Consider the following 25,382-nt stretch of genomic DNA (forward strand, 5'->3'; position numbering starts at 1 on the left):
TAGGTCTACTTAAATGTACAAAATTCCAGCCAATAAGCGGTTGCTGCACCAGCCTTTTTCAAACCAATTTTGTTTTTACCCCTATTTCCTCTGCTGAGTGAAACTCCTTTGCGACCGATCTTACATTATCCATAGATCTTTGTGAACTTTGCGCAATCATTAGGTTTTGGCTAAAGCCGTTGGATTTGTTTTTATTATTTAAGCGGGCTAAAGTCCGCTCCTATTGAATAAATTGCATTAAATTTCATATAAAAAACACCCAGAAAAATTCACTTATTGACCATTCACCATTCACGTTTTCTCACTTTCTTTATTATATTTCTGAAATTGAACTTTTTAATAGAAGATATCAAAATAAAACATATATTATAAACCGACAAATTTTAGTAAATTTGCAGACTTAATTAATCAACGATATTGAGATATTTACAATGAGCCAATTTAAAGAATACAAAAACCTCAACCTTATTGACGTAGCAGAGAATGTAGCGGAATTTTGGAAACAAAATAAAACTTTCAATAAGAGTGTTGAGATTCGTCAGGGAAATCCTGAGTTTGTTTTTTATGAAGGTCCGCCTTCAGCAAACGGTATGCCTGGAATTCACCACGTAATGGCAAGAGCATTGAAAGATATTTTCTGCCGTTACCAGACTCAAAACGGAAAGCAGGTTTTCCGTAAGGCAGGATGGGATACGCATGGTCTTCCTGTGGAACTGGGTGTAGAAAAAGAGTTAGGAATCACTAAAGAAGATATTGGCAAAAAAATCTCTATTGAAGACTATAACAAAGCTTGCCGTGAAGCAGTAATGCGTTATACAGACGTTTGGAACAACCTTACCGAAAAAATCGGATATTGGGTAGATCTTGATGATCCGTACATCACGTACAAGTCAAAATATATGGAAACCGTTTGGTGGTTATTGAAACAATTGTATAGCAAAGACTTGTTGTACAAAGGGTACACCATCCAGCCTTACTCTCCAAAAGCAGGAACAGGACTTTCTTCTCACGAGCTGAATCAGCCCGGAACCTATCGTGATGTTTCAGATACAACGGTTGTGGCTCAGTTTAAAGTAAAGAAAGACTCTTCAGCATTGTTCAATGATGTTGACGGAGATGTACATATCCTTGCATGGACGACGACTCCATGGACGCTGCCATCCAATACCGCTCTTACTGTAGGTAGAGATATAGAATATGTTGTAGTTAAAACTTTCAATCAATATACATTTGAACCCGTAACAGTTGTTTTATCAAGAGTTCTTTTACCTAAGGTTTTCGGTAAAAAATATGCAGAAGGTACAGATGAATATTTTGCCAACTATACTCCGGAAACTAAAGTAATTCCTTTCAAGGTTTTAAAAGAGTTTACTGGAGAAAAACTTGTTGACACGAGATATGAACAATTAGTTCCTTGGTTTACGCCAAACGATAATGCTGAAAATGCATTCAGAGTGATCTTAGGGGATTTCGTAACTACGGAGGATGGTACTGGTATCGTTCACACGGCACCTACTTTCGGTGCGGATGATGCGAGAGTTGCTAAAATGGCTCAGCCTGAGATTCCGCCAATGTTGGTAAAAGATGAAAATGATAACCTTGTACCATTAGTAGATTTACAGGGTAGATTCATCAAAGGAGAAAATGTTCCAGAGGTATTCTCCGGAACCTATATCAAAAACGAATATTACGATGAAGGAACTTCTCCTGAGAAATCATGGGATGTAGAACTTGCGATCCTGTTGAAAACAGAGAACAAGGCCTTCAAAGTAGAAAAATATGTCCACTCGTATCCACACTGCTGGAGAACAGATAAACCGGTATTGTATTATCCTTTGGATTCCTGGTTTGTGAAAATGACAGCTGTAAAAGACAGACTGGTTAATTTAAACAAAGAAATCAACTGGAAGCCGAAAGCTACCGGAGAAGGACGTTTTGCCAACTGGCTGGAGAATGTAAACGACTGGAACCTTTCCCGTTCTAGATATTGGGGAATTCCGTTGCCAATCTGGAGAACAGACGATCTGAAAGAAGAAAAGATCATCGGTTCTGTAGAAGAGCTATACAATGAAATCGAGAAATCCATTGCTGCAGGACTGATGACTGAAAACCCGTTCAAAGGTTTCATCATCGGAAATATGGCTGAGTCTAATTATGAGCTTGTGGATCTTCACAAAAACGTAGTAGACAAAGTAGTATTGGTTTCTGATTCAGGAAAAGCAATGAGACGTGAAAGTGACCTGATTGATGTTTGGTTCGATTCAGGTTCTATGCCTTATGCGCAGTTGCATTATCCTTTTGAAAACAAAGAATTAATTGACAACAATAAAGCATTCCCGGCTGATTTCATTGCAGAAGGTGTTGACCAGACCCGTGGATGGTTCTATACGCTTCACGCCATCGGAACTGCGGTGTTTGATTCTGTTGCTTATAAAAATGTAATGAGTAATGGTCTTGTTCTGGATAAGAACGGACAGAAGATGTCAAAACGTTTAGGAAATGCTGTAGATCCGTTCGAAACACTTTCTGTATACGGACCGGATGCTACCCGTTGGTATATGATCTCCAATGCAAACCCATGGGAAAACCTGAAGTTTGACATTGAAGGAATTGACGAAGTAAGAAGAAAGTTCTTCGGAACACTTTACAATACTTATTCATTCTTTACACTGTATGCAAACGTTGATGGATTCAACTATTCGGAAAAAGAAGTGGAAAACCGTCCTGAAATTGACAGATGGATCCTTTCTGAGCTGAACCTTTTAATCAAAGAAGTAAAAGCATTCTATGAAGACTATGAGCCAACAAGAGTGGCAAGAGCGATCAGTAACTTTGTCAATGACAATCTGAGTAACTGGTATGTAAGATTGTGCAGAAGACGTTTCTGGAAAGGAGATTATTCTGATGACAAGATATCTGCTTATCAGACTTTATATACCTGTCTTGAAGTAGTTGCTAAACTATCTGCTCCTATTGCTCCGTTCTTTATGGATCAGTTATACCAGGATTTAAATAAAGTAACCGGAAAAGAAAACTGTGAATCTGTACACCTTACAGACTTCCCGGTAGCTGATGAAAGCTTAATCGATCAGGATCTGGTGGAGAAAACACACTTAGCTCAGAACATTACAAGTATGGTATTCTCTCTGAGAAAGAAAGAAAATGTAAAAGTTCGTCAGCCGTTACAAAAAGTATTGGTTCCTGTACTGGATTCTAAAACAGAAGAACAGATTCTTGCTGTGGCAGATCTTATCAAACAGGAAGTAAACGTGAAAGAATTACAGTTAATCAATGCTGAAGAAGCCTCTCACTTAATTGTAAAACAGATAAAGCCCAACTTCAAAGCGCTTGGTCCTAAATTAGGAAAAGATATGAAGGTGGTAGGTGCCGAAATTGCCAATCTTACTACAGAACAGATTGCCAGTCTTGAAAAAGAAGGAAAAATAGATGTTCAGGGATATGAAATTACTCTTAACGATGTGGAAATTTCTACAAAAGACATCCCGGGATGGACTGTTACTTCCGATGGTAAAACAACTGTGGCATTAGATTTGACGTTAACCGATGAATTAAAATCTGAAGGGATCGCAAGAGAGTTTATTAACAGAATTCAAAACCTGCGAAAAGATAAAGACTTTGAACTGACAGACAGAATTTCAATCACACTAGAAGAAAGTACTCCTTTCCTAAGTGATATTAAGAAAAATGAGGAATATATTTCTTCTGAAGTCTTGTCAAATAAAATAGAAATTGTATCTTCACTTTCAAATTTTAACGAAATCGAAATAGATGAGGTTAATTTTAAGATAAATGTTGAAAAAAATTAACATGTAGTTATTATATTTCAAATTCCATTTCATAATTTTATTAAAAAAGAGAAAGAATATGTCAGACGAAAGAGTTAGATACAGCGATGCTGATTTACAGGAATTTAAAGCGATCATTAAAGAAAAAATAGAAAAAGCAGAAAAAGATCTTCAGCTTATCAGAGAAAGTTTCATCAATGACCAGAATAACGGAACTGATGATACCTCTCCTACCTTCAAAGCTTTTGAAGAAGGAGCAGAAACGCTGAGCAAAGAGCAAAACTCTATTTTAGCAGGAAGACAGGAAAAATTCGTGCGTGACCTTAAAAATGCTTTGATCAGAATCGAAAATAAAACGTATGGTGTGTGTAGAGTAACAGGAAAACTGATTCCTAAGGAAAGACTTTTAGCCGTTCCTCATGCTACACTGAGCATCGAAGCGAAAAACATGCAAAAATAACCGTAAGGTTTGTAAAAAATAATATTGGGTTTATATCGTATTCACGGATACTTTATAAACCTAATTTTTAATGTATACCCATGAGCGAATTATTAATTTTGGGATTCGTTATCGCCTTAGTATTACTGTTTTTCAATAGAGAATGGATCAAAAACAGATTCTTTCCTGAACAGCAGAAAAACTATACGATTGATGATCAATTCAATTCTAATAAACGTGAAAGGGAGAAAGAGATCGACAGACTTTTGAGTAAGATGGGCAAAAACGGAGTCAATGATCTGTCTGAAAAAGATAGAAAAAGACTTGATGAATTGTCCAAAATGTAAAAATTAAATAATAAGAAATGGAATCTATTATAGTACATCCAAAAAATGCAATGGAGCTTAGTGCACTGAAAGGTGTCCTTAAAGAAATGAACATTAAATTTGAAAAAGCTCATGTTAAAAGTTCATATAACGGGCAGAAAGTAGTCAAGAAAGCAAGCGACAATAAAAATGTAAAGCCGGCTGCAAAGCCTTCAAAACCTAAAGGGCAATAATGAAAAAGATCTTAGCGATAACATTTTTGGTGTTATTAATTGACCAGGCTTCGAAAATTTATATTAAAACCCATTTTAATCTGGATGACAGCATTACTGTTCTGCCAGGTTTTAAGCTAACCTTTGTGGAAAATCCGGGAATGGCTTATGGATTTCACTTCGGAGGTATCATCGGGAAGTATTTTCTGGTGATCCTAAGAATCTTCCTGATCGGAGGAATGGTCTATATGTTTAAAAAATGGTTAAAGGAAGGAGCTTCCAATTACCTCTTGATTCCAATGGCTGTTATCTTTGCAGGAGCCATCGGAAATCTTATTGACGGAATGTTCTATGGAATGATCTTCGACAGCGGAACCGTATACGACCCTAGCATAGACCGGTGGATCGGCTATGGCGGTATTTCTAAATTTGCTCCTTTCGGACACGGATATTCTACTTTTATGAAAGGGTGTGTGGTAGATATGCTTCACTTCCCATTGGTAGACTGGAATGTTCCTGAAAGCTGGCCTTTGATAGGAGGAAAACACCTTGAGTTTTTCAAATATATTTTCAATGTTGCAGATTCTGCCATTACTGTAGGAGCAGCATTCTTATTAATATTCAGAAAGAAAGCTTTCCCGAACGGTCTGGAGTTTTAAACGATATATTTCGGATGAAAAAAATAATCAAAAATATTTTTAAAATTTTCCTGCTTCTTTTCGTTGCAGGAATTATTTTTATTGCCTGGGCGAATTACAGCATCAAAAAAGACAGCGAACCATTTGTTTCTTATAACATCACTGATGTACCGGAAGCAAAAGCCGCACTCTTATTAGGAACAGGAAAGCTTTTGAGCAACGGAACTCCAAATGCTTATTTCTATAACAGAATTAAGGCTGCAAGCAATTTATATAAAAGCGGAAAAATACAGTACATTATCGTCAGTGGAGACAACAGCACCAAAGATTATAATGAACCTGAAGATATGCAGCTGGCATTAATGCAGAGTGGAGTTCCAAAGGATAAAATTATTCTGGATCACGCCGGATTCAGAACACTGGATTCTGTGGTAAGAGCAAAAGATATTTTCAGCCAGACGAAACTGGTTATTATCTCTCAGAAATTCCACAATGAAAGAGCCGTTTTCCTCGCCAGAAAAAATGGAATGGAAGCCTTTGGATATAATGCTGCTGATGTGAATAAATATGCAGGCTTAAAAACCAATTTGAGAGAGTATTTTGCGAAAGCTAAGGCCTATTGGGATCTTCTTTTTGGAGTGGAACCGAAGTTTGGAGGAGAGAAGATTGTGATTCCTTAATATTTCCCACAGATTTCACGGATTTTCACGGATGATGCGTAAAGGCATATAAATTATTGAAGGTTGATAGGTTTTGGCTAAAGTCAATGGAAAGGTGATTTATCATTAGCTGGGCTAAAGCCCACCTCTATTGAATTTTAATAACAAGATCTTTTATCTTTTATCTTTTATCTTTTATCTTTTATCTTTTATCTTTTATCTTTTATCTTTTATCTTTTATCTTTTATCTTTTATCTTTCTTTATTCCGTCAAACCTCGTAAATTTGCTATTCATTAATTTTTAAATATAAATTTTAAACAAATGTCAAGAATTCTTACCGGCATTCAAGCCACCGGCACACCCCATCTTGGAAATTTACTAGGGGCAATTATTCCTGCTATTGAACTATCCAAGCAGGAAGGAAATGAATCATTTTTATTTATTGCGAATCTTCATACGCTTACACAGATTAAAGATGCGCAGACTTTAAGACAAAATACCTACGAGATTGCTGCGGCTTGGCTTGCTTGTGGATTAGATACTGAAAAAACATATTTCTACAGACAAAGTGATATCGCTGAAACCTGTGAACTTTCTTGGCATTTATCATGTTTTTTTCCTTATCAAAGATTAACATTGGCGCATTCATTCAAGGATAAAGCAGATAGATTGCAGGATGTAAATGCAGGTCTGTTTACTTACCCAATTTTGATGGCTGCAGATATTTTGCTGTATGATGCAGAGATTGTTCCTGTAGGAAAAGATCAGCTTCAGCATTTGGAAATTGCAAGAGATGTAGCGTCCAGATTTAACAACCAAATGGGTGAAGTTCTTGTTTTACCACAGGCGGAACTTCAGCAGGACACTAAATATGTTCCTGGAACTGATGGGCGTAAAATGTCTAAATCAATGGGAAATATTATCAATATTTTCTTACCTGAAAAAGAGCTGAAAAAACAAGTGATGAGCATTGAGTCGGATTCTAAATCTCTGGAGGAGCCTAAAGATCCTGCAACGGATAAAACCTTCCAGATCTATGAATTGATTGCAACGCCTGAGCAAACTGAGGAATTAAGAGCAAAGTATCTTGCCGGAAACTTCGGATACGGACATGCTAAAAAAGAGTTGCTGGATCTTATCCTGATACGCTTTGCCAAAGAAAGAGAAACGTTTGCTTATTATATGAGCAATCTAGATGAGTTGGAAGCAAAATTACAGCAAGGTGCGGAGAAAACCAGACCTATTGCTCTGGAAACTCTTAAAAGAGTAAGAACAAGCTTAGGATTTTAATTCTGAGTTACCTACATAAGAAAGCCTTTCAAACGAAAGGCTTTTTCTATTTATTGAAGCTATTATTATTCTTTGTAAGGATAAAGTAATGCATCTGATCCCCGAATTCATAAGTAATATCCCAACCCGGATATTGTTTGATAATGGTTTTGATGATAGATAGCCCCAGCCCGGTAGAGGTATGATCTGATCCCTGCTTATAGAACCGGTTAAAAATTCTGGATTTATCCAAAGGGATGGATGCTCCGCTGTTTTGGAATGTTATTCTGTTATTTTCAATGATAATATTTAAAGTTCCTTCTTCATTGTTATATTTAACGGCATTCTTAAGGAGGTTTGATAACAGAATATCTGCAAGATCCTGATTAAAGTCTGCAATAAATTTTCCTTTCTCAATAATATTGACTTCTACTTTTTTAAACGCAATAAAGTCTTCATAATTCTGAACGAGCTGGGTAACCATTCCGTTAAAATCAACGTCTGAAGTTCTATTAAACTGACTATTTTCAATTTTAGAAAGCATTAATAAAGATTTATTCAGTCCCACCATTCTTCTCAGGTCATTTTTAACTTCGGTAAGAAAGGTCATACTCTTTTTGTCCAGATCATCATTCTGAATCAAAAGGTCAATTTTATTAATCACAATAGCCAAAGGTGTCTGAAGTTCATGGGAAGCATTTTCAATAAACTGTTTCTGCTGATAAAAAACAAGTTCATTACGCTCAATCATTTCATTGATTTCCACATTTAATTCTTCAAACTCTGTGATCTTGTAATTCTGTTTTTCCTGGGAAAAAGGAATTCCGAACTGATATTTCTTAAGCTTCTCCAGAATCTGGTAAAAAGGTCTCATAGCTTTATTAAGCAGATAACCATTAACCGCTACAATGCTGATAACCAAAAGGATGTAAAGGACAATCAATGCTGTTGTAAGATCATATATCAACTCATCTTCTTCTACCGTTGAAGTTCTTATGACAAGCCGTCTATGATCTTTGAACTGATCGATAAAGTCTGCTTCCAACACTCTGTAAGGCTGGTCTTTATCATCATACTCCATGTAGTACATCTTGTTGTACAGCCTGCTTTTGTTTTGATACTCTTCGGGTTTAATCGGATTGATTTTAAACTCATTAAAACCAAACTCCTTATTCTTCAACAACTCAGGGTTAAGATACACCGCTTTAATAATCTGAATCTTTCTATCCCTCAACCCGTCATCCACATTATCATGCACTTCATCCAGAATATAGGCATAAAATAACCCTGCCCATACTGCGATAATCAACAGCAGGATCATGATCAGATATTTTATGGTGTAATATTTTAATGAGGTTTTCATCAGATAAATTTATATCCTATTCCATACACAGCCTGGAAATCAGCTTCTGCATGGAGGGTTTTTAATTTTTTACGAAGATTTTTAATCTGGGAATAAATAAAATCCAGACTGTCTGCCTGATCGATATAATCTCCCCAGATTGCTTCAGCCAACGTTGTTTTCTGTAAGGTTTTTTCCGGATGGATGACAAAATAATACAAAAGGTCATATTCTTTACGGTTAAGGACAAGCTCCTCATCACCCACTTTCACCGTTCTGTGCTCCGGATTAATAGTTATATTTTTATAGCGGATAATATTCTCACCATCCTGATTTTTTCTTCTGATCACAGATTTGATTCTCGCCATCAGCTCTGCAAGGTGGAAAGGCTTGGCCAGATAATCATCAGCCCCTATTTCCAGTCCGGTCACTTTATCATCTACAGAATCTTTGGCAGAAAGAATGATTACCGGATCTTTCTTGTGCATTTTTTTGATCTCTTTAAGAAGATCGATACCGTTTCCGTCAGGCAGCATAATATCCAGCAAAATACAGTCGTATTCATACGAAATAATTTTCTCCAGTCCGCTGCTGTAATTTTCCGCATATTCTACAATGAAATGTTCTGATTCCAGAAATTTCTGTATTGTATCTTTCAGTGCGGGCTCATCTTCTACAATTAAAATCTTCATATTTCCGGATCTATATGCTCTGCTGTATGATTAACTTCTATCAAATATAAGAAATTAAAAGCGGGAAGAATGAAAGCAGGAAGTGAGAAGTTTTTTATATCGCCATCCATCACTTCCCTCTTCCTGCCTCCGGCTTCTTACTTAACAAATCGCCCGTCTGCATCAAACACAAGACACAAACCATTCATCAGATGAATTTTATAAGCGTTATATTTTCGTTCAATAGAGTCAATGATGCTGCAAGGATAGTTTCTTGTCATAAATGAAACTATATTTTTTCTAATCTGGGCAGAAGAAATCGTTCTTCCGTTGCTGTTTATTAAATTCCAGTTGACCATACTATTAATATTTGGTGTTTGTATTCGGTTAAATGTTAATCATCGATTTTTTTAAAATTCCCGTTTCTGTCAAATTCAAGCTCCAATCCGTTGGAAAGTTCTGCTTTATAAGACCATCTTTTCTTTTCCATCTTAATGATGTAAGTATTAGGGAAATTCTTGCTGCTGTAATTTCTGATTGATGCAGGGATGAAACCATACGGAACCTTCTGGTGTTTACCATCTACTTCTTTCCAGTTTCCACTGCTGTCGAACTCTATTTTCATTCCATTGGTAAGATATACTTTGTATTCGTCTACTCCATAGATTTCTCTGTCTTCTAATGCTGAGTTTACAGGAATTCCTTTAAAATGGGAAGCAAGAAAGTTTTTAGCCGTTTTCGGTAACTGATTCGCAGTGATTGCTCTATCCTGAGCAGAAACCCAACCTCCAATTAATAAAAATATGATCATTAATACTCCGGTGATTTTCTTTACATTTTTCATACTATTAAATTTTTTTGTTGTTATTATGCTGCAAAGTTCATCATCAAATTGGGAAAGAATTGGGAAAACAGATTTCAATAAAAAATAACTCCCTTAAAGTTTAATGCATTCACAGATCATCTCTCCAGAATTCACTGAAAACAGAAAAGCCATTAAGATCAACTTAATGGCTTTTTTATAGATGGTAAAATCTTACACTTTATAAATATTCTTTAATCTGCTGAAGATGGGTAATGGCTTTTAATCCTTCTTTCTGCTTATCTTCTTTATAGACATCGAAAAAGATGGCATCCATTCCAAAATCAGTTGCTCCAAGGGCATCAGCAATCCAGTCGTCCCCGATCAGAATACTTTCTTCTTTTCTGGCTTCAGAAAGTCCCAGAGAGTATTCAAAAATCCTTGGATTAGGTTTTCTTACTCCCACAGCATCGGCACTGGTAATTGTTTTAAAATAGGGAGCGATTCCTGATAGGGTACATTTTCTTTCTGTCACCTCCTGAAATCCGTTGGAAATAATGTGTAATGTATAATTCTTAGCTTTCAGATATTCCAAAACATCTTCTGCTCCTTCTACCAGTTCATTATGACTCACAATATTATCAAGGAAGTTTTCTTCAAAATAAAGGGCAAGCTCTTTATTATCTATTCCAAAATGTTTAAATGAATCATAAAAACGGTGTTCTCTCAAGTACTCTTTGCCAATAATTCCGTCTCTGATCTTTTCCCACAATTCTTCGTTGATATCGTGATAAACAGAATGAAACTCCTCAAAGTCAATATGATACTTCGAAGTTATTTCCTGTTTTTCAAAAAGGTCTTTGATGGTAAGGTAGGCATTTCTGCGGTGATCCCAGAGTGTATTATCCAGGTCAAAAAAAACATGCTGCATTTTCATACAGCACAAAGTTAATAATTTTAATTTTTTGTAATAGGATAATTTTTGCTCTTGCTTTTCACAATTTCAAGGCTTTTAGAAAAATTCAGCAAAAAATCAATTGTTTGTTTCTTAGGTTTCAAAGTTTTCACTTTTAAGGAGTCATTTTTTTTCATAAGCGAAGTATGTTTTCCTTAAAACGTGAAATTTCACTAAATATTATCTATCTGGTTAATATTATATTGTTTTCATCCATGATTTTTCTCAGGTTAATGAGCGCATATCTTACTCTGCCCAAAGTTGTATTAATACTCATCTCGGTATGGTCTGCAATTTCTTTGAAACTCAAGCCGTCAAAAAATCTCAGTTTGATTACCTCCTGCTGGTTTTGTGGTAAAAACTGTAACATCCTTAGAAGATCTTCCTGAATCTGATTGGTTACCAGCTGATCTTCAATGTTTTCCGAAGGCTCTCTGATCAAATCAAAAATAGAATATTCATCCGTTTCAAAAGTAGTTTCTGAAACTTTGATATTCTTGGCTTTAGACCTGAAATGATCGATGATTAAATTGTGGGAAATTCTTTTTGCCCAAAGAATAAATTTACCTTCTTCGTTATAGCGTCCTTCTTTCAGCATCACAATAATCTTCATGAAAGTATCCTGAAAGATATCGTTGGCCAAATCTTCATCATTAATTTTGTAAAAAATGAATGTAAAAAGTTCTCTCTGATGTCGGTGAATAAGGGTTGATAATGCGCCCTCGTCTCCTTTCTGGTAAAGGGAAATTAGTAAACTATCCGATTTTGATTTCATAACTCTTCTCAATATAAATATTTGCAGACAGGTATTCCTCCAGATATTCATCTGGCCTTTGCTGTATAAACAAAACAGTTCTAGAGTAGAGTCTCTTCTATAGGCAGGTACAATTATTATGATGTAAATATAATAATTTTTTAATAACTGTTAACCTATTATTAAATTTTATAGAGAAAAATCTAAAAAAAATCATTTAAACATGTCATGAATCAAGACTGTAGGGATATTTAATGAAAAATTAACATTTAACCCTTTCATCTCTTTCCCATTCAATCGGGTATCTCCGATGGGAAAAGCATAGCCTCCTGTAAGGTCCAGCATACCAAACAGGGTAACTCCTATTTTGGGGGCAATATATTTATTCGTTCCCTCCACTCCGGCTAAAAAGTAATAAGAGTGGTAGAAATCTACATTTTTCTGAAAATTAAGAAGTACATCAGCCTGCAGTTTCGGCATAATAGCAAATTTTGAATCTACAGATCCCATCATTGCAGATCCTCCCAATCTGTAAATCACATCATCATTTTTAAGGAAGAGCAATTTACCCCCTACTTCACCAAAACTCTGGTTCTGGTAAGTATATCCCACACTGATCATTTTGTGCATAGTATATTGAGCTTTTACCAATGTACTCAGCAAAAACAGGGACAGGGCAGCAACTACAGTTCGAAAATTCATCATCTTTCTATATTATTAAGGTGTAAAATTAAAAAAAACTGCCTTATCCAAAGATAAAGCAGTTCATTTATTATTCTTTAAAGAGAAATTAAATTCCAAAAGCGGTTTTAATTTCCTCTACTTTGTCAAGTTTTTCCCAAGTGAAGAACTCAAGATCTTTTAAGGTAATCTCGTTTTTCTGTCCTTTGTTGAACGTTTTATCAGCCACATAATGCTCTTTACCCATATGTCCGTAAGAAGCTGTTTCCTGATAAATAGGGTTTCTTAATTTTAAGTTCTGCTCGATTGCATAAGGTCTTAAATCGAAAATAGCAGAAACTTTTTTAGCAATGTCTCCATCATGAAGATCTACTTTTGCCGTTCCGTAAGTGTTGATATATAAACCACAAGGTTCAGCTACCCCGATTGCATAAGAAACCTGTACCAAAACTTCATCAGCCACTCCTGCAGCCACTAAGTTTTTAGCAATATGTCTTGTTGCATAAGCAGCACTTCTATCTACTTTAGAAGGGTCTTTTCCTGAGAAAGCACCACCTCCGTGAGCGCCTTTACCACCGTAGGTATCAACGATGATTTTTCTCCCTGTAAGACCAGTATCTCCGTGAGGTCCTCCGATTACGAATTTACCTGTAGGATTGATGTGATATTTGATCTGATCATTGAACAAAGCTTTGATTTCTTCTGTTTGCTGTGCAACCACTCTTGGAACCAGAATATTTTTGATATCCTCACGGATCTTGTTCAACATTTCTTCTTCCGCTCCAAAGTCATCGTGCTGAGTAGAAACTACGATAGAATCAATCCTGATGGGTTTGTGATCATCAGAATACTCAATAGTTACCTGGCTTTTCGCATCAGGACGAAGGTAAGTGATTTCCTTATTTTCTCTTCTGATGGCAGAAAGTTCTTTAAGGATTGTGTGGGCAAGATCTAATGCAAGAGGCATATAGTTTGCCGTTTCATTGGTAGCATACCCGAACATCATTCCCTGGTCTCCAGCTCCCTGTGCATTTGCTTTAGCCTCAAAAGACTCATCATTTACGGCTCTGTCAACTCCCTGATTGATATCAGGTGACTGTTCATGGATGGCAGAGATCACTCCACAAGAATCTCCATTAAACATATATTCTCCTTTTGTATATCCGATTCCATTGATTACTTCTCTGGCAATGGTCTGTACATCAAGGTAAGCATCTGATTTTACTTCTCCTGCCAATACCACCTGTCCGGTAGTTACAAGAGTTTCACATGCTACTTTTGAATCTTTATCATAGGCTAAGAAATGGTCGATTAATGCATCGGAAATCTGATCGGCTATTTTATCCGGATGTCCTTCTGAAACTGATTCAGATGTAAATAAATAAGACATATAATTCTTTTGTTTTTAAAGATTTAAAAAATAGTGTTGAAGAAAAATATGAAATAAAATTGCCCAGAAAAAAGAATACTGTTTTAGCATATTTTTATAGAGGTTGCAATCAGGTCAAATTTTTCCTCGTAATAAACGTCAGCAAATTTAAGCACTATTTTCGTAATACTCAAAACTTTTGTTTATTAATTATAATTTTATTTAAATTGATGATTTCTATCACTTTAAAGCATTTCCATTACTGAGGCTTAATGCTTACAAATTCTTTCGGACTTTCGTGATAATTCAGCTTAAGTTCTAAAGAAGTTTTGATAGAATGTGACAATTCATCAATTATTTTTTGCTTAAATGTTGGCTTATAATAAATAATACTGATTTCTCTGTAAGGGAAAGGTTTTTTGAATCTGAAAACATTTTTCTTCTGCTCTTCTGAAAGCTGACTCAATGCCAGTTCCGGCAGAATACTGATTCCTCCTACCTTATCTACCATGTGTACCAAGGTTTGGATATTGGAAGCCAGAAAGTCTAAATTTTTAGGCTTCAAGGTATTTTCTTTCAGGTGACAGATATTTTCAAACTGGTTTCTTAAACAGTTTCCTTCTTCAAGCAACCATACTTTCTCTACATTCAGATCTTCCGGAATGATGTAAGAATTCTTTTTGTTGGCTTCCGTATTGGAACTGTAAATCATCAATTCTTCATTGAATAAGAAATCCTGATAAAACTCGTCAGCAGTGTCATAAGGTGTTGAGATAATTCCCGCATCCAGTTCACCAGCTTTCAAAGCTTTAATAATATTATCCGTAGTCATTTCTTTTACATTCATCTGGATCTTCGGATTATCTTCAAGGAATTTAAAGATTTCCGTTGGCAGAATGAAAGAAGACACCGTAGGAATAATCCCCAGATTAATGGTTCCTCCTAAAATATTATTCAAAAGATTGGCTTTGTTTTTCAGCTCATTGACAGACTCTATAATCACTTTTGCCTGATCAATAATCTGAAGACCTACATCTGTGGTACGAATCGGGTGGGTAGTTCTGTCAAAAACCTTTACATCCAGTTCATCCTCAAATTTCTGTATCATGGCACTTAACGTAGGTTGGGTAATAAAACACGCCTGAGCGGCTTTACCAAAATGTTTATACTTATCAACAGCGATAAGATACTCCAGTTGCTGAATGTTCATTTGATTAATATTATCTATTACAAAGATATAACGTTTTTGCTATTAGCAATTAAAAATTCAAGTAAATTTGATATTCATTACCTTTACACTTGGATTTAGAAAAAGAAAAACATTTATACAAATCATTAATGATATGGATTCTAAAAAATTAACGTTAAGTAACGGTGCACCTTATTTTGAACATCAGGATTCACAGACGGTAGGACCAAGAGGCCCGGTATTGCTGCAAGACTTTATTCTTCAGGAAAATCTTGCGCATTTCGTTAGGGAAAGAATTCCTGAAAGAATTGTGCATGCCAAAGGAAGCGGAGCTTACGGAACTTTTACCGTAACGCATGACATCAGCCAGTACACGAAAGCAAAACTGTTTTCAAAAGTAGGAAATTCGTGCAGAATGTTTGCAAGATTCTCCACAGTGGGAGGCGAAAAAGGAAGCGCAGATACGGCAAGAGATCCAAGAGGCTTTGCTTTAAAATTTTATACCGAAGACGGAAACTGGGATCTTGTAGGAAATAATACACCGGTATTCTTTATTAAGGATGCAAAAAAATTCCCGGACTTTATCCATACTCAGAAAAGAGTACCCAAAACAAATTTAAAAAGTGCCACCATGATGTGGGATTTCTGGAGTTTAAACCCAGAGTCTCTTCATCAGGTTCTTATATTAATGTCAGACAGAGGAACTCCGCATGGTTACAGACATATGCATGGTTTCGGATCTCATACTTTCTCCATGATTAATGATAAAAATGAAAGAGTATGGGTGAAATTCCACTTCAAAACAAAACAGGGTGTAAAAAATTTCACAGATGAAGAAGCTGTAAAAATGGCTGGTGAAAACCCTGACTTTGCCCAGGAAGATCTTTGCAACGCTATTGAAAATGGAGACTTCCCGAAATGGACTTTATACATACAGGTAATGACCGAAGAACAGGCAAAAGATTTCAGATGGAATCCTTTTGATGTAACCAAAGTATGGTTCCACGATGACTTCCCTTTGATCGAAGTAGGAGAAATGGAACTGAACGAAGTCCCTGTTAATTATTTTGCGCATGTGGAACAGTCTACTTTTTCACCCAGCAACCTGATTAACGGAATCAGCTTCTCACCTGACAAAATGCTTCAGGGAAGATTATTCTCTTATCCAGACGCACACCGCTACAGAGTGGGGGTAAACTCGCATCAGCTGGAAGTGAACAGATGTCCTTTTGCTGTCAATAACTACCAAAGGGACGGCTATATGGCAGATTCAAGCCATTATCAGGATCAACCGAATTATCATCCCAACAGTTTTGATGACATCAAAGCGGATCCATCTTATAAAAACTATGAATATGAGCTAGACAGTGCTCATGTTGCCAGCTATAACAGAAATGAGAACGACAGTGATCACTATACTCAACCGGGGCTTTTATATTCAAAAGCAATGAATGCAGAAGAAAGAGATCATTTGATCAAAAATATTGTAGGCAGCATGAATGGTATAACCGGACCGAAAAAAGATGAAATTATCAATCGACAGCTGTGTCACTTTTTCCGTGCTAATATTGAACTTGGCATGAAAGTGGCTTCTCAACTAAATGTCAATATTGATGCAAATATGATGAATCATTCCAAATAATTATTTGGAAGGATAAATTAAAAAAAAGGAAAAAAAAATAATATTTTTTCCTTTTTTTTGTAAAAAATTCATAATTTGCAAAGGATGATATTTTAAAGTGGAAAAATGAGTTACGAGAACATATTATTAAAAAAAGAAGATAAATTATCTATCATTACCATAAACAGACCTGAAAGTTTAAATGCTTTAAACGCTAAAACAATTCAGGAAATCAGCACTGCACTGGACGAGCTTAACGCTGATACTTCTTGTAGGGTAATTATCCTTACAGGCAGTGGAGAAAAATCTTTTGTAGCGGGAGCTGACATCAAGGAATTCAGTGATTTCGGACAGGAAAAAGCTGAAGAACTTGCAAGAAACGGACAAAACACATTGTTCAACAAAATTGAAAACATGTCTAAACCTGTCATTGCAGCCGTAAACGGTTTTGCATTGGGAGGAGGTTTAGAGCTTGCCATGGCATGCCACATCAGATATGCATCGGAAAACGCCAGATTAGGGCTTCCTGAAGTAACTCTTGGACTGATTCCAGGATATGGAGGAACTCAAAGGCTTCCAAAGCTTGTAGGAAAAGGTATTGCCAATGAAATGATCTTCTCTGCCAAAATGATCTTTGCTCAAAAAGCAAAAGAGATCGGACTGGTCAATGAAGTATATCCTATTGAAGAATTATTAACCAAAACGAAAGAATTAGCAAACACGATTGCCTATAATTCACCAATGGCAATATCCAAGGCTATAAATGCCGTGAATTTATCTGACACGGAGAAAGGTTTTGAAGCTGAAATCAAGTATTTCGGTGAACTTTTTGACATGGAAGATAAGAAAGAAGGAGTTACTGCGTTTCTAGAGAAGAGAAAACCTAACTTCTAAATCTTTCTAAAAGATTTTAATCCAAATTATTTCGAAAAAAAACAATGCTGCGGTATGAATAAGTTTGATAAAGCTTATCTAAAAATGGCTCAGGAATGGGCAAAACTCTCCTACTGTAAGAGAAAACAGGTGGGAGCTCTTATCGTAAAAGATAGGATGATTATTTCAGATGGTTACAACGGGACTCCTTCGGGATTCGAAAACTGCTGTGAAGATGGAGAAGGGAAAACACACTGGTACGTATTGCATGCAGAAGCCAACGCTATATTAAAACTAGCAGCTTCCACTCAATCTGCAAAAGGGGCAACGTTATATCTGACGCTGTCTCCCTGTAAAGAATGCAGCAAGCTGATTTTACAGGCAGGAATTACGAGACTGGTGTACATTAATGAGTATTCGGATGACGATGGGATATCGTTCCTGAGAAACCATAATATTGAAATAGAACAAATATCGGACTGTGAACTAAAAAAATAAGCACAAATGACTTGGGATGAAAAGATCAAAGATTTTGAAATATTTCTTCGTTTCGAAAGAAATTTTTCAGAAAACACACTCGACGCCTACGTTCGGGACATTAAGAAATTAAAAGATTACGCAGAAGAGGATCTGGAAAACGTCGGTCCAGACTCCATCGGTTACGAAAACCTGCAGGAATACATTTTCAATCTTTCCAAACAGAAATTCAGTGAGAGATCACAGGCAAGATGGATATCTTCCATTAAAGCTTTCTTTAAATTTCTGCTGGAGGATGAATATCGTGAAGACAATCCTGCGGCGTTACTTGAAGGCCCTAAATTGGGATTATATCTACCAGATACTTTAAGCTTGCCTGATATCAACAAAATTATTGCTGCTATTGAGGTCAATACAGATCTCGGAAAAAGAAACCACTGCATCATAGAGGTACTATATGGCTGCGGACTTCGGGTTTCCGAACTGATTGATCTGAAGATCTCCAATATCAACTTCAAAGAGCAGTACATCAAAGTACACGGAAAAGGAAACAAAACCCGTTTTGTTCCTTTAGCTGACTATACTGCAGATATGCTGGAAAGTTATATCAAAGAGGTACGTTCTAAAGGTAAAATTAATAAGAAATATGAAGACACTCTGTTTTTGAACAGCCGTGGGACTTCTATGTCCAGAGTGATTGTATTTCTTATTATTAAAGAACTTACAGATAAAGCCGGGGTCAACAAAAAAATATCTCCACACACCTTCAGACATTCGTTTGCAACCCATTTATTACAGAATGGGGCAGATTTGCGTTATATTCAGGAAATGCTGGGACATTCCAGTATTACGACAACGGAGATCTATACGCATCTGAAAACTGAAGAATTAAGGGATGTTATTTTGAGTTATCACCCGAGAAATATTAATATTGCTCAATGAAACTATTGAAATATTGTCCAAGCTGTGGCAAAGAGTCCTTACACTGGGATGGTGAAAAGAAATGGAACTGTCCGGAATGCGGTTTTACTTTGTATAATAATGTGGCAGGTGCAGTAGCAGTTGTCATCAGATGTGGAGACGAAATTTATCTTACCCGAAGAAACAGAGATCCCAAAAAAGGAAAACTTGATCTTGCCGGAGGATTTGTCGACCCAAAAGAAAGTGCAGAGGAAACCTGTAAAAGAGAACTTTTTGAAGAACTTCAGCTTGATATTGATATTTCTAACCTGAAATACCTTACCAGCCTTCCTAACATCTATCAATACAAAGAGATTGATTATAATACGATTGATCTATTTTATGAGTATAATGTTTCGGAAAAGTTTGAGGTAAATCTTGAGCTCTCTGAGATTTCAGAGGCAGTCTGGATTCCTTTACAGGAGCTAAACTTAGAGGACATTGCTTTTGATTCCCAGAAGAGATTTTTCGAGAGTTATTTAAAGAAATAATTTTTGTAATATATTCTCTCGCAGATTTTGCAAATTGAGCAGATTGTAAATACAATCATCTGCTGGATCTGTAAAATCTGCGAGAGTTTTTTTTATGATTGAATTAATACGTTTTAGCCTTAAGCATTTCTTCAAAGTACTGAATCAATAATGCTCTTTCTGCTTCTGAAAGATTGGCTTCCTGATGATAGACAATATAACCAGGCATTGGCATTGTCCTATTCTGGATTGTTTGAATAGATTTCGTAAGCATATTCTCCTTCAAATCCTTATTATAATTTCCCCAGGTAGAAAAATTCAGATGTTCCCGGCCTTCATTCACATGGCTTTTTACAGACCATGAAACAGGAGCAATAAAGGCATATTTCGGATAAACCGTCTCATTGGAATGACAGTCATAACATGCATTTTTAAGCAGCGTTCTGATCTTTTCCGGTGATTTCCTTGCCTCCACAAAGTTTACAGCAGGATCAATAGGTTTATTGGTTCTGTCAATAGGAAAAAACTGAATCAGAGCAAATGCTACCAATGTCCAGAATACTATTTTCTTAACTATTTTCATCAGCTTACTTTACCGGAGTTAAAACTGCATTGGAGGATTTCAATTCTTTCTTAACTTCCTGTTTCACTTCAGCAGCAGCTGGTGGTGTTTCCACGGCTGGCGTTGGTGCAGGAGCTGTTGTTCCTTTAGGGTTATCAAGTGTTCTGGAATCTTTCAGATCCCATTCTTCCCTTGTTTCCCATAGACCTCTCACAATTACTTTTTTGTAGAAAATATAAGCATCTTCAGCAAAAACATCATTAGCAAAGTCTGCTTCATCCCAATATTTATTGCCGTTATTATCCACCAGAATTCTTACAATATATTCTCCAGGTTTCAGGATATCAAATTTTATATGATCTCCTTTGATATATTTCTGATAGGCTATCTTGTCTGAAGAATCTACCAGCTGAATCCAATAATTGGTAGTTGGCGCATTCGAAATAGAGAATTCAACACTTCCAAACTGGTCTACTTTAGCCACATCAAAGTCGAAACGCTTAGATTGTGTATTTTTTGTATAGAATGAGGATATCGTTTCCTTAGGAACAGTAAGCTCATAGCTTTTTCCCATCACAAAATCTGACTGAACCTGGATCTGGTAAGGATTTGTTTCTGAGATTTTTGCGGTAAATGGCAAAGTTGTCAGGCTGTCTCCTTTAATTTTCAGTGTCCATTTTGAAGGATCAATTTTATCAACAATATAGTTGGAAGCAATTTTTAAATCGGCTTTTGGAGCAATGGAAGTTCCATCATTGTCACTGAAGACATCCATAGCATTCTTCTTATTATATCTGTAAAATAAGGAAACGCTGTAAGCACTGTCTTTTTTCGGACCTTTATTATGTGTGAATATAAGCTTTTCATTGGCGGTCTGTCCCACGTCATCTTTCACTGCATCAAACCAGATTCTAACGGAATCAGATTTTGGATTATGTGTTATTTTTACATCCTTCAATTTCTCATTCAATGACTGAACTTTAACTTCATCTGGATTCCCCTCGAATGTCATCAGAACGCCTCCTGCAGTTTCTTTCATTTCTACATATTTCACAGGCTTTTTGGAAGGATAAACTTTTAGATTTAATCCTGAAATAGATTTTTCAACATTAATCGGATCTTTCTGGAACCCTACTTTTTCTTTACCCGGATCATACATAGAATTTCCATTCTCATCTTCAAAAGCAATAATTTTATATTTCCCTGGGGTCAGATAGTTTAATTCGTAATATCCGTCTTCATCCACCTTGGTGATATAGTAAGGCTTTTTCTTGTAATCCATGGTATCTTTTACCTGATACAATCCAACCACCAGTTTATTCTCCGTTGTTGTTCCGGTCTTCTTTTTAATATCCAATGCATCCTTTACTTCACCGCTCACATAAAGATCATCCAGTTTATCTCCTGTGGAAAAAGCAAAATTAAAATACCTCAGTATATTGGATTCATTATTATCAACAATTGAATTTCCAAAATTGAAATTATAAGTTGTATTGGCCTGAAGAGTATCCGTCCACTGGATCAGTACAAATTTATTGGCTATATTCGAAGGAAGAATCCTTGTTATCCCTTTTATAGGAGGTGAAATAATCAGATTTTTGTTGATGTCCTTTAAAGTCACATATTCATCAAAATCCAGACGGAGTTCGCGAATATCTCTTTTGACATTAATTCTTGTGGTATCAATGTTTGAGCTTAAAAACTTCGGCGCAAGGGTATCTTTAGGTCCTCCAATAGGAGATCCTACTCTTGCACAAGAATGAACAAGAAAACAGATAACGAATAATAAAAGAAACCTTTTCATGAAAATGTTTAGGCAAAAGTAAACATTATTCTCCAAAAACTTCCTGTCCGGAATTCAAAGTATCTTTATTGTCATGCATCACGGTATGAAGCTTATCCTTCTGCAAAGGGAAATCTTCGAATAAGCCTGATAATGCAAGGGCTGTATATACTTTGTTTGAATATTTGTTTCCAATAGCTACAATGGTCACTTTAGATTTTAAAAGGTGGGCAAATACGGAATTCGTACCATGCCACCATCCGTTATGATAAGTAAGCTTTTCACCGTTATCAAATATTTTCATTCTGAATCCTAAACCATAGTTATTCATTCCTGCTTTTTCATTGCTATAAGGAGCAAATACCATTTCCATAAGTTCTGGTTTAAGGAAATTTTTTGAAAACATGGCTTTTGAGAAATTGTATAAATCTCTTGGGGTCGTGTATACATTTTTATCTCCGTAAATAAGATCCAGTCTGTCTAAAGGATACAGTTTGTTTCCTCCATAATAGAATGACTGTGAAGCGGTAGGAATATCTTTTTCCTGGAAAATGTACGTATTATTCATTTTCAGCGGAGTGAAAACCATTTCTTTCATCGCTTGAGGAAAAGGAGTTTTGGTAACTTTTTCAACCAGCAAGGCCAATAAAGCAAAGTTGGTATTACAGTACATAAACCCTGTATCCGTATCTCTTGCCAGATCAGGTTTGTATTTGATAATCATATTCAATACATCCTGATTGGTAATGAATGGCTTGGAAAGTTCTGCCGGTGCAGGCTGTATTTTAGTAATAAAGTATTCGTATTTCGGAAGACCACTTCTTTGATCTAATAACGTTTGAACCGTAACATTAGGATAAGGAAATCCTGGAAAAAACTGAGTAAGATGATCTGTAAGTTTTATTTTACCGGCCTCAATTAGCTTCATCATCGCCATTGCAGTTAAGGTCTTTGAAACTGACGCTACATGTAAAGGTGTATTTTTATCAATAGGCATCTGATTTCCTTCTCTTCCAAAACCTCTGTAATTCTCATATAGAATTTCATCACCTTTGGCAACAAGAATTCCGCCACTAAGATCTCCTGCTTCCCATATCTTCTTGTAATACTGATCGATATAACTTACCGTAGTCTGTCTGTTTAGAAGCTGCCCATCACCTTTCGTGAAGACATCTCCCAAATCTACGTTTCCATAGTTAGGAAGATTGGTTGTATTTTCAGCCGAAGCACCTTTAGCTTCAGACTTTTTTTTACAAGAAAATATTGATAAGAAAACAGTTAAGATAAGTACAAAATTACGCGTCGTCATGAGATTCAAAATGAGCGGCAATTTAATAAAACTCAAAATAAATAATAAACATGAGGTGGATATTATGAATTATTTAACATTCATGAGAGAAAAAGTGAAATTTGGACAAGAATTGTTTTAAGATTCTTTAATCCTGTTCTGACCTAATCCAACTCAATCATAGTAACTTATCCTCTAATTTATAAAACAGTACAGAATTTCTAAAATGTTATAACAGGAATGTCCTTATCTGGATAGTTATTGAATTGATTAAATATTTTATTTAAATATTCATTTGTAGCATTATAGTTATTGTCTTTAATCCCTTTAAATTCATAACTAAAACTATCTCCCAAATCATTTTTAAAGTTAATATTATGAGCCGCAGGATCTTTTATAAAGTCATTAATATTCTTCTTTAGTTTCTCTTTTCTTATGTTTTCTTTGATAGCATTCATTTCAGGCTGATTCTCTAATTTCTTAATTCCAATTAATTCAAAAGTATAATTTCCATCTACTGACTCTGCTTTAATAACTAAACCGGGTAATCCTGAAAAAACATAAGGACCATCATTGATTGGAATATCATTGGTATATAAAACGTGCCATACTCTTTTCCCAAAATCGGCGAATGCTTCATTGGCCATATAGCCCTTATATTTACCATACTTCTTTAAATCATAAAAATTAATCTTATCTTCTTTATACCAATAATTGAATTGGTTAAAATTACCACCTACAGTAAAATAATCTTTTGAAAAGTCTTTGAATACTTTTATTCTTAAAAAAGAATTTTTAATTGCTGATACTCCTTTATAATCCGACTTACTGACTAGAGAATCAATTTTTTCTTTATTTAGGTTATAAAAAATACTTTGATTAGCAATTATTTTTAGAGCCATATATTCTTTTACTAATGAATCTTTATCCTTTACTGGCTTAAATTGCACTTCATATGTGACCTGATAATTTTGTGCAGCTATATAAGTACATGATGATAAAAAAATATATAAATAAAATATAAACTTTCGCATTGTATAGTAATTAATCGGTAAATTTTTCATTTAGAACTTTTTCATAATAATCTTTCTGAGGGTCATTAATATGTTCAAAGTAACGGTATTTATTGAAAAAAAAATATTTTTGACAAGTTTTTGGAAGATACTGATTTATATTATCAGAATCAGAATGTTCAACAATAGTATACATCGGAAAATGAGCAGATACTATATCTTTATTTTTTATTAATATTTCCATAACGTTATATTGGAATGCTCCATTGCAGCTGAATTCTGTAATATCCGATTCAATATATTTCTGATAATAATAGTTAATAACTTCTTTGCTGAAATTTTTATCCTTTAAGCTAATAACAGAAGAAAAAATGGTATAAAGCCAGTTATACTTTATATGAGTTTTTATTTTTTTCGTAGAATTAGTATCTTCTGAAGAAATAATTATAGATTTTAAATTTACTTTCTTTAAAATGTTTGTAAGAAATAATTCGGAATTTATTTTTAAAGGACTCAAACTCTTTTTTTCACTTGCCTGTAAATAGTCCTTCATTTTCCCATATGTATCTACATTTAATTTTTCATTGAGATATTCATTAATAGCGGCTTGATCTCCCTGATAAACAATTGTATTATTCTTTATAGTTAATATTAATTTTTCGGTAGGTTCAAGATATATCGTCAAAGATCTATCCAGATCTTGAGTCCCTTTAATTGAAATTTTATTTACTATACCTGAGAATTCCTTTTTATTCCCTTCTTTTAATATCACTTCTGTCTTATTATTTTTAATAGTAACCGACCCGGTATTGTTATTAATAATAGTAATTTTTTGAGATGATAATACTGAATAACTGAATAAGAGGATACAGAATATCCTCTTACCTAAAAATGACTGTTTCATTTGTGAAGTGCAAATTGAAAAATTTTAATTATTTCTATACTCCTCACATTTATTAAAGCAATCAACCGCATTATCAGCAATAATATCTATCGCAGGTTTTCCTGATCCCGATGGACTACAATGACAGTTAGCCTGAGGACCTGTTCCTCCAAAAACTTTTTTTAATTGCTCTTTTGAAACTTGTCTTAAATTTTTCATTATAATAAATATTTTAGAATTGGACTATAAATATATACAATTATTCAATCATTAGGGAATTTTATTATAAAAAATAAAGTGGTAGATTTCTTCTTAGTTTATACAGAGAGACTAATCCTC

Annotated in this window: 27 protein-coding genes; 12 read left to right on the plus strand and 15 right to left on the minus strand. The window is 35.2% G+C overall.

What is annotated here, in order from left to right; genetic code table 11:
• The first annotated feature begins 431 nt into the window (after window positions 1–431).
• The 7 genes from ileS (at window position 432) to trpS (ending at window position 7,371) form a co-directional block, all read left to right on the plus strand.
• A complete protein-coding gene (gene ileS / locus ODR02_RS17990; protein WP_309512961.1) occupies window positions 432–3,827 on the plus strand; it encodes an isoleucine--tRNA ligase in 3,396 nt (1,131 codons plus the stop codon).
• Window positions 3,828–3,885: 58 nt separating this feature from the next.
• On the plus strand, window positions 3,886–4,266 hold the full coding sequence (locus tag ODR02_RS17995; protein WP_002983772.1) for a TraR/DksA family transcriptional regulator: 381 nt from the start codon (window positions 3,886–3,888) through the stop codon (window positions 4,264–4,266).
• Window positions 4,267–4,346: 80 nt separating this feature from the next.
• The gene (locus ODR02_RS18000; protein ID WP_209786762.1) at window positions 4,347–4,592 is read left to right on the plus strand and encodes a DUF6576 domain-containing protein; all 246 of its coding nucleotides are present in this window, start codon (window positions 4,347–4,349) and stop codon (window positions 4,590–4,592) included.
• A gap of 17 nt (window positions 4,593–4,609) precedes the next feature.
• Entirely contained in the window at window positions 4,610–4,804 is a 195-nt protein-coding gene (locus tag ODR02_RS18005) for a DUF2683 family protein (RefSeq protein ID WP_309512962.1), read from the plus strand.
• Window positions 4,804–5,442, plus strand: a complete 639-nt coding sequence (locus tag ODR02_RS18010; protein ID WP_309512963.1) for a lipoprotein signal peptidase — start codon at window positions 4,804–4,806, stop codon at window positions 5,440–5,442. Before ODR02_RS18005 ends, ODR02_RS18010 begins: the two co-directional genes overlap by 1 nt.
• 14 nt (window positions 5,443–5,456) lie before the next feature.
• On the plus strand, window positions 5,457–6,101 hold the full coding sequence (locus ODR02_RS18015; protein ID WP_309512964.1) for a SanA/YdcF family protein: 645 nt from the start codon (window positions 5,457–5,459) through the stop codon (window positions 6,099–6,101).
• A 301-nt stretch (window positions 6,102–6,402) separates the two neighbouring features.
• Entirely contained in the window at window positions 6,403–7,371 is a 969-nt protein-coding gene (gene trpS / locus ODR02_RS18020) for a tryptophan--tRNA ligase (protein ID WP_309512965.1), read from the plus strand.
• A 46-nt stretch (window positions 7,372–7,417) separates the two neighbouring features.
• On the opposite strand, the gene porY is transcribed toward trpS, so the two are convergent.
• From porY to ODR02_RS18065, 9 genes are all read right to left on the minus strand, one after another.
• Window positions 7,418–8,713 (minus strand): sensor histidine kinase, encoded by a 1,296-nt coding sequence (porY, locus tag ODR02_RS18025; RefSeq protein ID WP_309512966.1) that lies wholly within the window; start codon window positions 8,711–8,713, stop codon window positions 7,418–7,420.
• Entirely contained in the window at window positions 8,713–9,384 is a 672-nt protein-coding gene (locus tag ODR02_RS18030; protein WP_309512967.1) for a response regulator transcription factor, read from the minus strand. The genes porY and ODR02_RS18030 overlap by 1 nt, the downstream gene beginning before the upstream one ends.
• A 137-nt stretch (window positions 9,385–9,521) precedes the next feature.
• The gene (locus ODR02_RS18035) at window positions 9,522–9,722 is read right to left on the minus strand and encodes a PepSY-like domain-containing protein (RefSeq protein ID WP_309512968.1); all 201 of its coding nucleotides are present in this window, start codon (window positions 9,720–9,722) and stop codon (window positions 9,522–9,524) included.
• Window positions 9,723–9,757: 35 nt separating this feature from the next.
• Complete coding sequence (locus tag ODR02_RS18040) at window positions 9,758–10,207, minus strand: PepSY-like domain-containing protein (RefSeq protein ID WP_309512969.1); 450 nt, start codon at window positions 10,205–10,207, stop codon at window positions 9,758–9,760.
• Between the two features lie 199 nt (window positions 10,208–10,406).
• Window positions 10,407–11,102, minus strand: a complete 696-nt coding sequence (locus tag ODR02_RS18045) for a YjjG family noncanonical pyrimidine nucleotidase (RefSeq protein ID WP_105684158.1) — start codon at window positions 11,100–11,102, stop codon at window positions 10,407–10,409.
• A gap of 202 nt (window positions 11,103–11,304) precedes the next feature.
• Window positions 11,305–11,895, minus strand: a complete 591-nt coding sequence (locus tag ODR02_RS18050; protein WP_105684157.1) for an RNA polymerase sigma factor — start codon at window positions 11,893–11,895, stop codon at window positions 11,305–11,307.
• A 192-nt stretch (window positions 11,896–12,087) separates the two neighbouring features.
• Entirely contained in the window at window positions 12,088–12,579 is a 492-nt protein-coding gene (locus ODR02_RS18055) for a hypothetical protein (RefSeq protein ID WP_209786753.1), read from the minus strand.
• Between the two features lie 85 nt (window positions 12,580–12,664).
• Window positions 12,665–13,945, minus strand: coding sequence for a methionine adenosyltransferase (metK, locus tag ODR02_RS18060; protein WP_105684155.1), 1,281 nt, complete (start codon window positions 13,943–13,945; stop codon window positions 12,665–12,667).
• A gap of 238 nt (window positions 13,946–14,183) precedes the next feature.
• The gene (locus tag ODR02_RS18065; protein ID WP_047428937.1) at window positions 14,184–15,134 is read right to left on the minus strand and encodes a LysR substrate-binding domain-containing protein; all 951 of its coding nucleotides are present in this window, start codon (window positions 15,132–15,134) and stop codon (window positions 14,184–14,186) included.
• A gap of 133 nt (window positions 15,135–15,267) precedes the next feature.
• On the opposite strand from ODR02_RS18065, the gene ODR02_RS18070 reads away from it, so the two are divergent.
• The 5 genes from ODR02_RS18070 to ODR02_RS18090 all read left to right on the plus strand — a co-directional run bounded on the left by ODR02_RS18070 (window position 15,268) and on the right by ODR02_RS18090 (window position 19,535).
• Window positions 15,268–16,755, plus strand: a complete 1,488-nt coding sequence (locus ODR02_RS18070) for a catalase (protein ID WP_209786752.1) — start codon at window positions 15,268–15,270, stop codon at window positions 16,753–16,755.
• A gap of 105 nt (window positions 16,756–16,860) precedes the next feature.
• Window positions 16,861–17,628, plus strand: coding sequence for an enoyl-CoA hydratase-related protein (locus ODR02_RS18075; RefSeq protein ID WP_209786751.1), 768 nt, complete (start codon window positions 16,861–16,863; stop codon window positions 17,626–17,628).
• Between the two features lie 54 nt (window positions 17,629–17,682).
• On the plus strand, window positions 17,683–18,105 hold the full coding sequence (locus ODR02_RS18080; RefSeq protein ID WP_034692520.1) for a deoxycytidylate deaminase: 423 nt from the start codon (window positions 17,683–17,685) through the stop codon (window positions 18,103–18,105).
• A gap of 6 nt (window positions 18,106–18,111) precedes the next feature.
• The gene (gene xerD, locus ODR02_RS18085; RefSeq protein ID WP_209786750.1) at window positions 18,112–19,026 is read left to right on the plus strand and encodes a site-specific tyrosine recombinase XerD; all 915 of its coding nucleotides are present in this window, start codon (window positions 18,112–18,114) and stop codon (window positions 19,024–19,026) included.
• Window positions 19,023–19,535 (plus strand): NUDIX hydrolase, encoded by a 513-nt coding sequence (locus tag ODR02_RS18090; protein ID WP_309512970.1) that lies wholly within the window; start codon window positions 19,023–19,025, stop codon window positions 19,533–19,535. The genes xerD and ODR02_RS18090 overlap by 4 nt, the downstream gene beginning before the upstream one ends.
• Before the next feature lie 103 nt (window positions 19,536–19,638).
• On the opposite strand, the gene ODR02_RS18095 is transcribed toward ODR02_RS18090, so the two are convergent.
• The 6 genes from ODR02_RS18095 to ODR02_RS18120 form a co-directional block, all read right to left on the minus strand.
• On the minus strand, window positions 19,639–20,097 hold the full coding sequence (locus tag ODR02_RS18095; protein ID WP_309512971.1) for a heme-binding domain-containing protein: 459 nt from the start codon (window positions 20,095–20,097) through the stop codon (window positions 19,639–19,641).
• Between the two features lie 4 nt (window positions 20,098–20,101).
• Window positions 20,102–21,880 carry an Ig-like domain-containing protein gene (locus ODR02_RS18100; protein WP_309512972.1) on the minus strand — a complete coding sequence of 593 codons (1,779 nt, stop codon included), beginning with the start codon at window positions 21,878–21,880 and terminating at the stop codon, window positions 20,102–20,104.
• Window positions 21,881–21,905: 25 nt separating this feature from the next.
• Complete coding sequence (locus tag ODR02_RS18105; RefSeq protein WP_309512973.1) at window positions 21,906–23,168, minus strand: serine hydrolase domain-containing protein; 1,263 nt, start codon at window positions 23,166–23,168, stop codon at window positions 21,906–21,908.
• A 200-nt stretch (window positions 23,169–23,368) separates the two neighbouring features.
• Window positions 23,369–24,211, minus strand: a complete 843-nt coding sequence (locus ODR02_RS18110; RefSeq protein WP_309512974.1) for a GLPGLI family protein — start codon at window positions 24,209–24,211, stop codon at window positions 23,369–23,371.
• A complete protein-coding gene (locus ODR02_RS18115) occupies window positions 24,192–25,064 on the minus strand; it encodes a hypothetical protein (RefSeq protein WP_309512975.1) in 873 nt (290 codons plus the stop codon). The genes ODR02_RS18110 and ODR02_RS18115 overlap by 20 nt, the downstream gene beginning before the upstream one ends.
• Window positions 25,065–25,088: 24 nt before the next feature.
• Window positions 25,089–25,262 carry a bacteriocin-like protein gene (locus tag ODR02_RS18120; RefSeq protein WP_209786743.1) on the minus strand — a complete coding sequence of 58 codons (174 nt, stop codon included), beginning with the start codon at window positions 25,260–25,262 and terminating at the stop codon, window positions 25,089–25,091.
• Window positions 25,263–25,382: the final 120 nt, after the last annotated feature.

Source organism: Chryseobacterium sp. CFS2, from assembly GCF_036543225.1.
Taxonomy (GTDB): Bacteria; Bacteroidota; Bacteroidia; order Flavobacteriales; family Weeksellaceae; genus Chryseobacterium; species Chryseobacterium culicis_A.

Excerpts from the sequence above, each read along its gene's own strand:
- ODR02_RS18105 (WP_309512973.1), bottom strand. The coding sequence starts at position 23,168 with ATGACGACGCGTAATTTTGTACTTATCTTAACTGTTTTCTTATCAATA.
- ODR02_RS18080 (WP_034692520.1), top strand. The coding sequence starts at position 17,683 with ATGAATAAGTTTGATAAAGCTTATCTAAAAATGGCTCAGGAATGGGCA.
- ODR02_RS18075 (WP_209786751.1), top strand. The coding sequence starts at position 16,861 with ATGAGTTACGAGAACATATTATTAAAAAAAGAAGATAAATTATCTATC.
- ODR02_RS18120 (WP_209786743.1), bottom strand. The coding sequence starts at position 25,262 with ATGAAAAATTTAAGACAAGTTTCAAAAGAGCAATTAAAAAAAGTTTTT.
- ODR02_RS18095 (WP_309512971.1), bottom strand. The coding sequence starts at position 20,097 with ATGAAAATAGTTAAGAAAATAGTATTCTGGACATTGGTAGCATTTGCT.
- ODR02_RS18015 (WP_309512964.1), top strand. The coding sequence starts at position 5,457 with ATGAAAAAAATAATCAAAAATATTTTTAAAATTTTCCTGCTTCTTTTC.
- trpS (WP_309512965.1), top strand. The coding sequence starts at position 6,403 with ATGTCAAGAATTCTTACCGGCATTCAAGCCACCGGCACACCCCATCTT.
- ODR02_RS18045 (WP_105684158.1), bottom strand. The coding sequence starts at position 11,102 with ATGAAAATGCAGCATGTTTTTTTTGACCTGGATAATACACTCTGGGAT.
- ODR02_RS17995 (WP_002983772.1), top strand. The coding sequence starts at position 3,886 with ATGTCAGACGAAAGAGTTAGATACAGCGATGCTGATTTACAGGAATTT.
- ODR02_RS18030 (WP_309512967.1), bottom strand. The coding sequence starts at position 9,384 with ATGAAGATTTTAATTGTAGAAGATGAGCCCGCACTGAAAGATACAATA.
- ileS (WP_309512961.1), top strand. The coding sequence starts at position 432 with ATGAGCCAATTTAAAGAATACAAAAACCTCAACCTTATTGACGTAGCA.
- ODR02_RS18115 (WP_309512975.1), bottom strand. The coding sequence starts at position 25,064 with ATGAAACAGTCATTTTTAGGTAAGAGGATATTCTGTATCCTCTTATTC.
- ODR02_RS18100 (WP_309512972.1), bottom strand. The coding sequence starts at position 21,880 with ATGAAAAGGTTTCTTTTATTATTCGTTATCTGTTTTCTTGTTCATTCT.
- ODR02_RS18065 (WP_047428937.1), bottom strand. The coding sequence starts at position 15,134 with ATGAACATTCAGCAACTGGAGTATCTTATCGCTGTTGATAAGTATAAA.
- ODR02_RS18010 (WP_309512963.1), top strand. The coding sequence starts at position 4,804 with ATGAAAAAGATCTTAGCGATAACATTTTTGGTGTTATTAATTGACCAG.
- porY (WP_309512966.1), bottom strand. The coding sequence starts at position 8,713 with ATGAAAACCTCATTAAAATATTACACCATAAAATATCTGATCATGATC.
- metK (WP_105684155.1), bottom strand. The coding sequence starts at position 13,945 with ATGTCTTATTTATTTACATCTGAATCAGTTTCAGAAGGACATCCGGAT.
- ODR02_RS18070 (WP_209786752.1), top strand. The coding sequence starts at position 15,268 with ATGGATTCTAAAAAATTAACGTTAAGTAACGGTGCACCTTATTTTGAA.
- ODR02_RS18035 (WP_309512968.1), bottom strand. The coding sequence starts at position 9,722 with ATGGTCAACTGGAATTTAATAAACAGCAACGGAAGAACGATTTCTTCT.
- ODR02_RS18050 (WP_105684157.1), bottom strand. The coding sequence starts at position 11,895 with ATGAAATCAAAATCGGATAGTTTACTAATTTCCCTTTACCAGAAAGGA.
- ODR02_RS18110 (WP_309512974.1), bottom strand. The coding sequence starts at position 24,211 with ATGAAAAATTTACCGATTAATTACTATACAATGCGAAAGTTTATATTT.
- ODR02_RS18055 (WP_209786753.1), bottom strand. The coding sequence starts at position 12,579 with ATGATGAATTTTCGAACTGTAGTTGCTGCCCTGTCCCTGTTTTTGCTG.
- ODR02_RS18000 (WP_209786762.1), top strand. The coding sequence starts at position 4,347 with ATGAGCGAATTATTAATTTTGGGATTCGTTATCGCCTTAGTATTACTG.
- ODR02_RS18005 (WP_309512962.1), top strand. The coding sequence starts at position 4,610 with ATGGAATCTATTATAGTACATCCAAAAAATGCAATGGAGCTTAGTGCA.
- ODR02_RS18090 (WP_309512970.1), top strand. The coding sequence starts at position 19,023 with ATGAAACTATTGAAATATTGTCCAAGCTGTGGCAAAGAGTCCTTACAC.
- xerD (WP_209786750.1), top strand. The coding sequence starts at position 18,112 with ATGACTTGGGATGAAAAGATCAAAGATTTTGAAATATTTCTTCGTTTC.
- ODR02_RS18040 (WP_309512969.1), bottom strand. The coding sequence starts at position 10,207 with ATGAAAAATGTAAAGAAAATCACCGGAGTATTAATGATCATATTTTTA.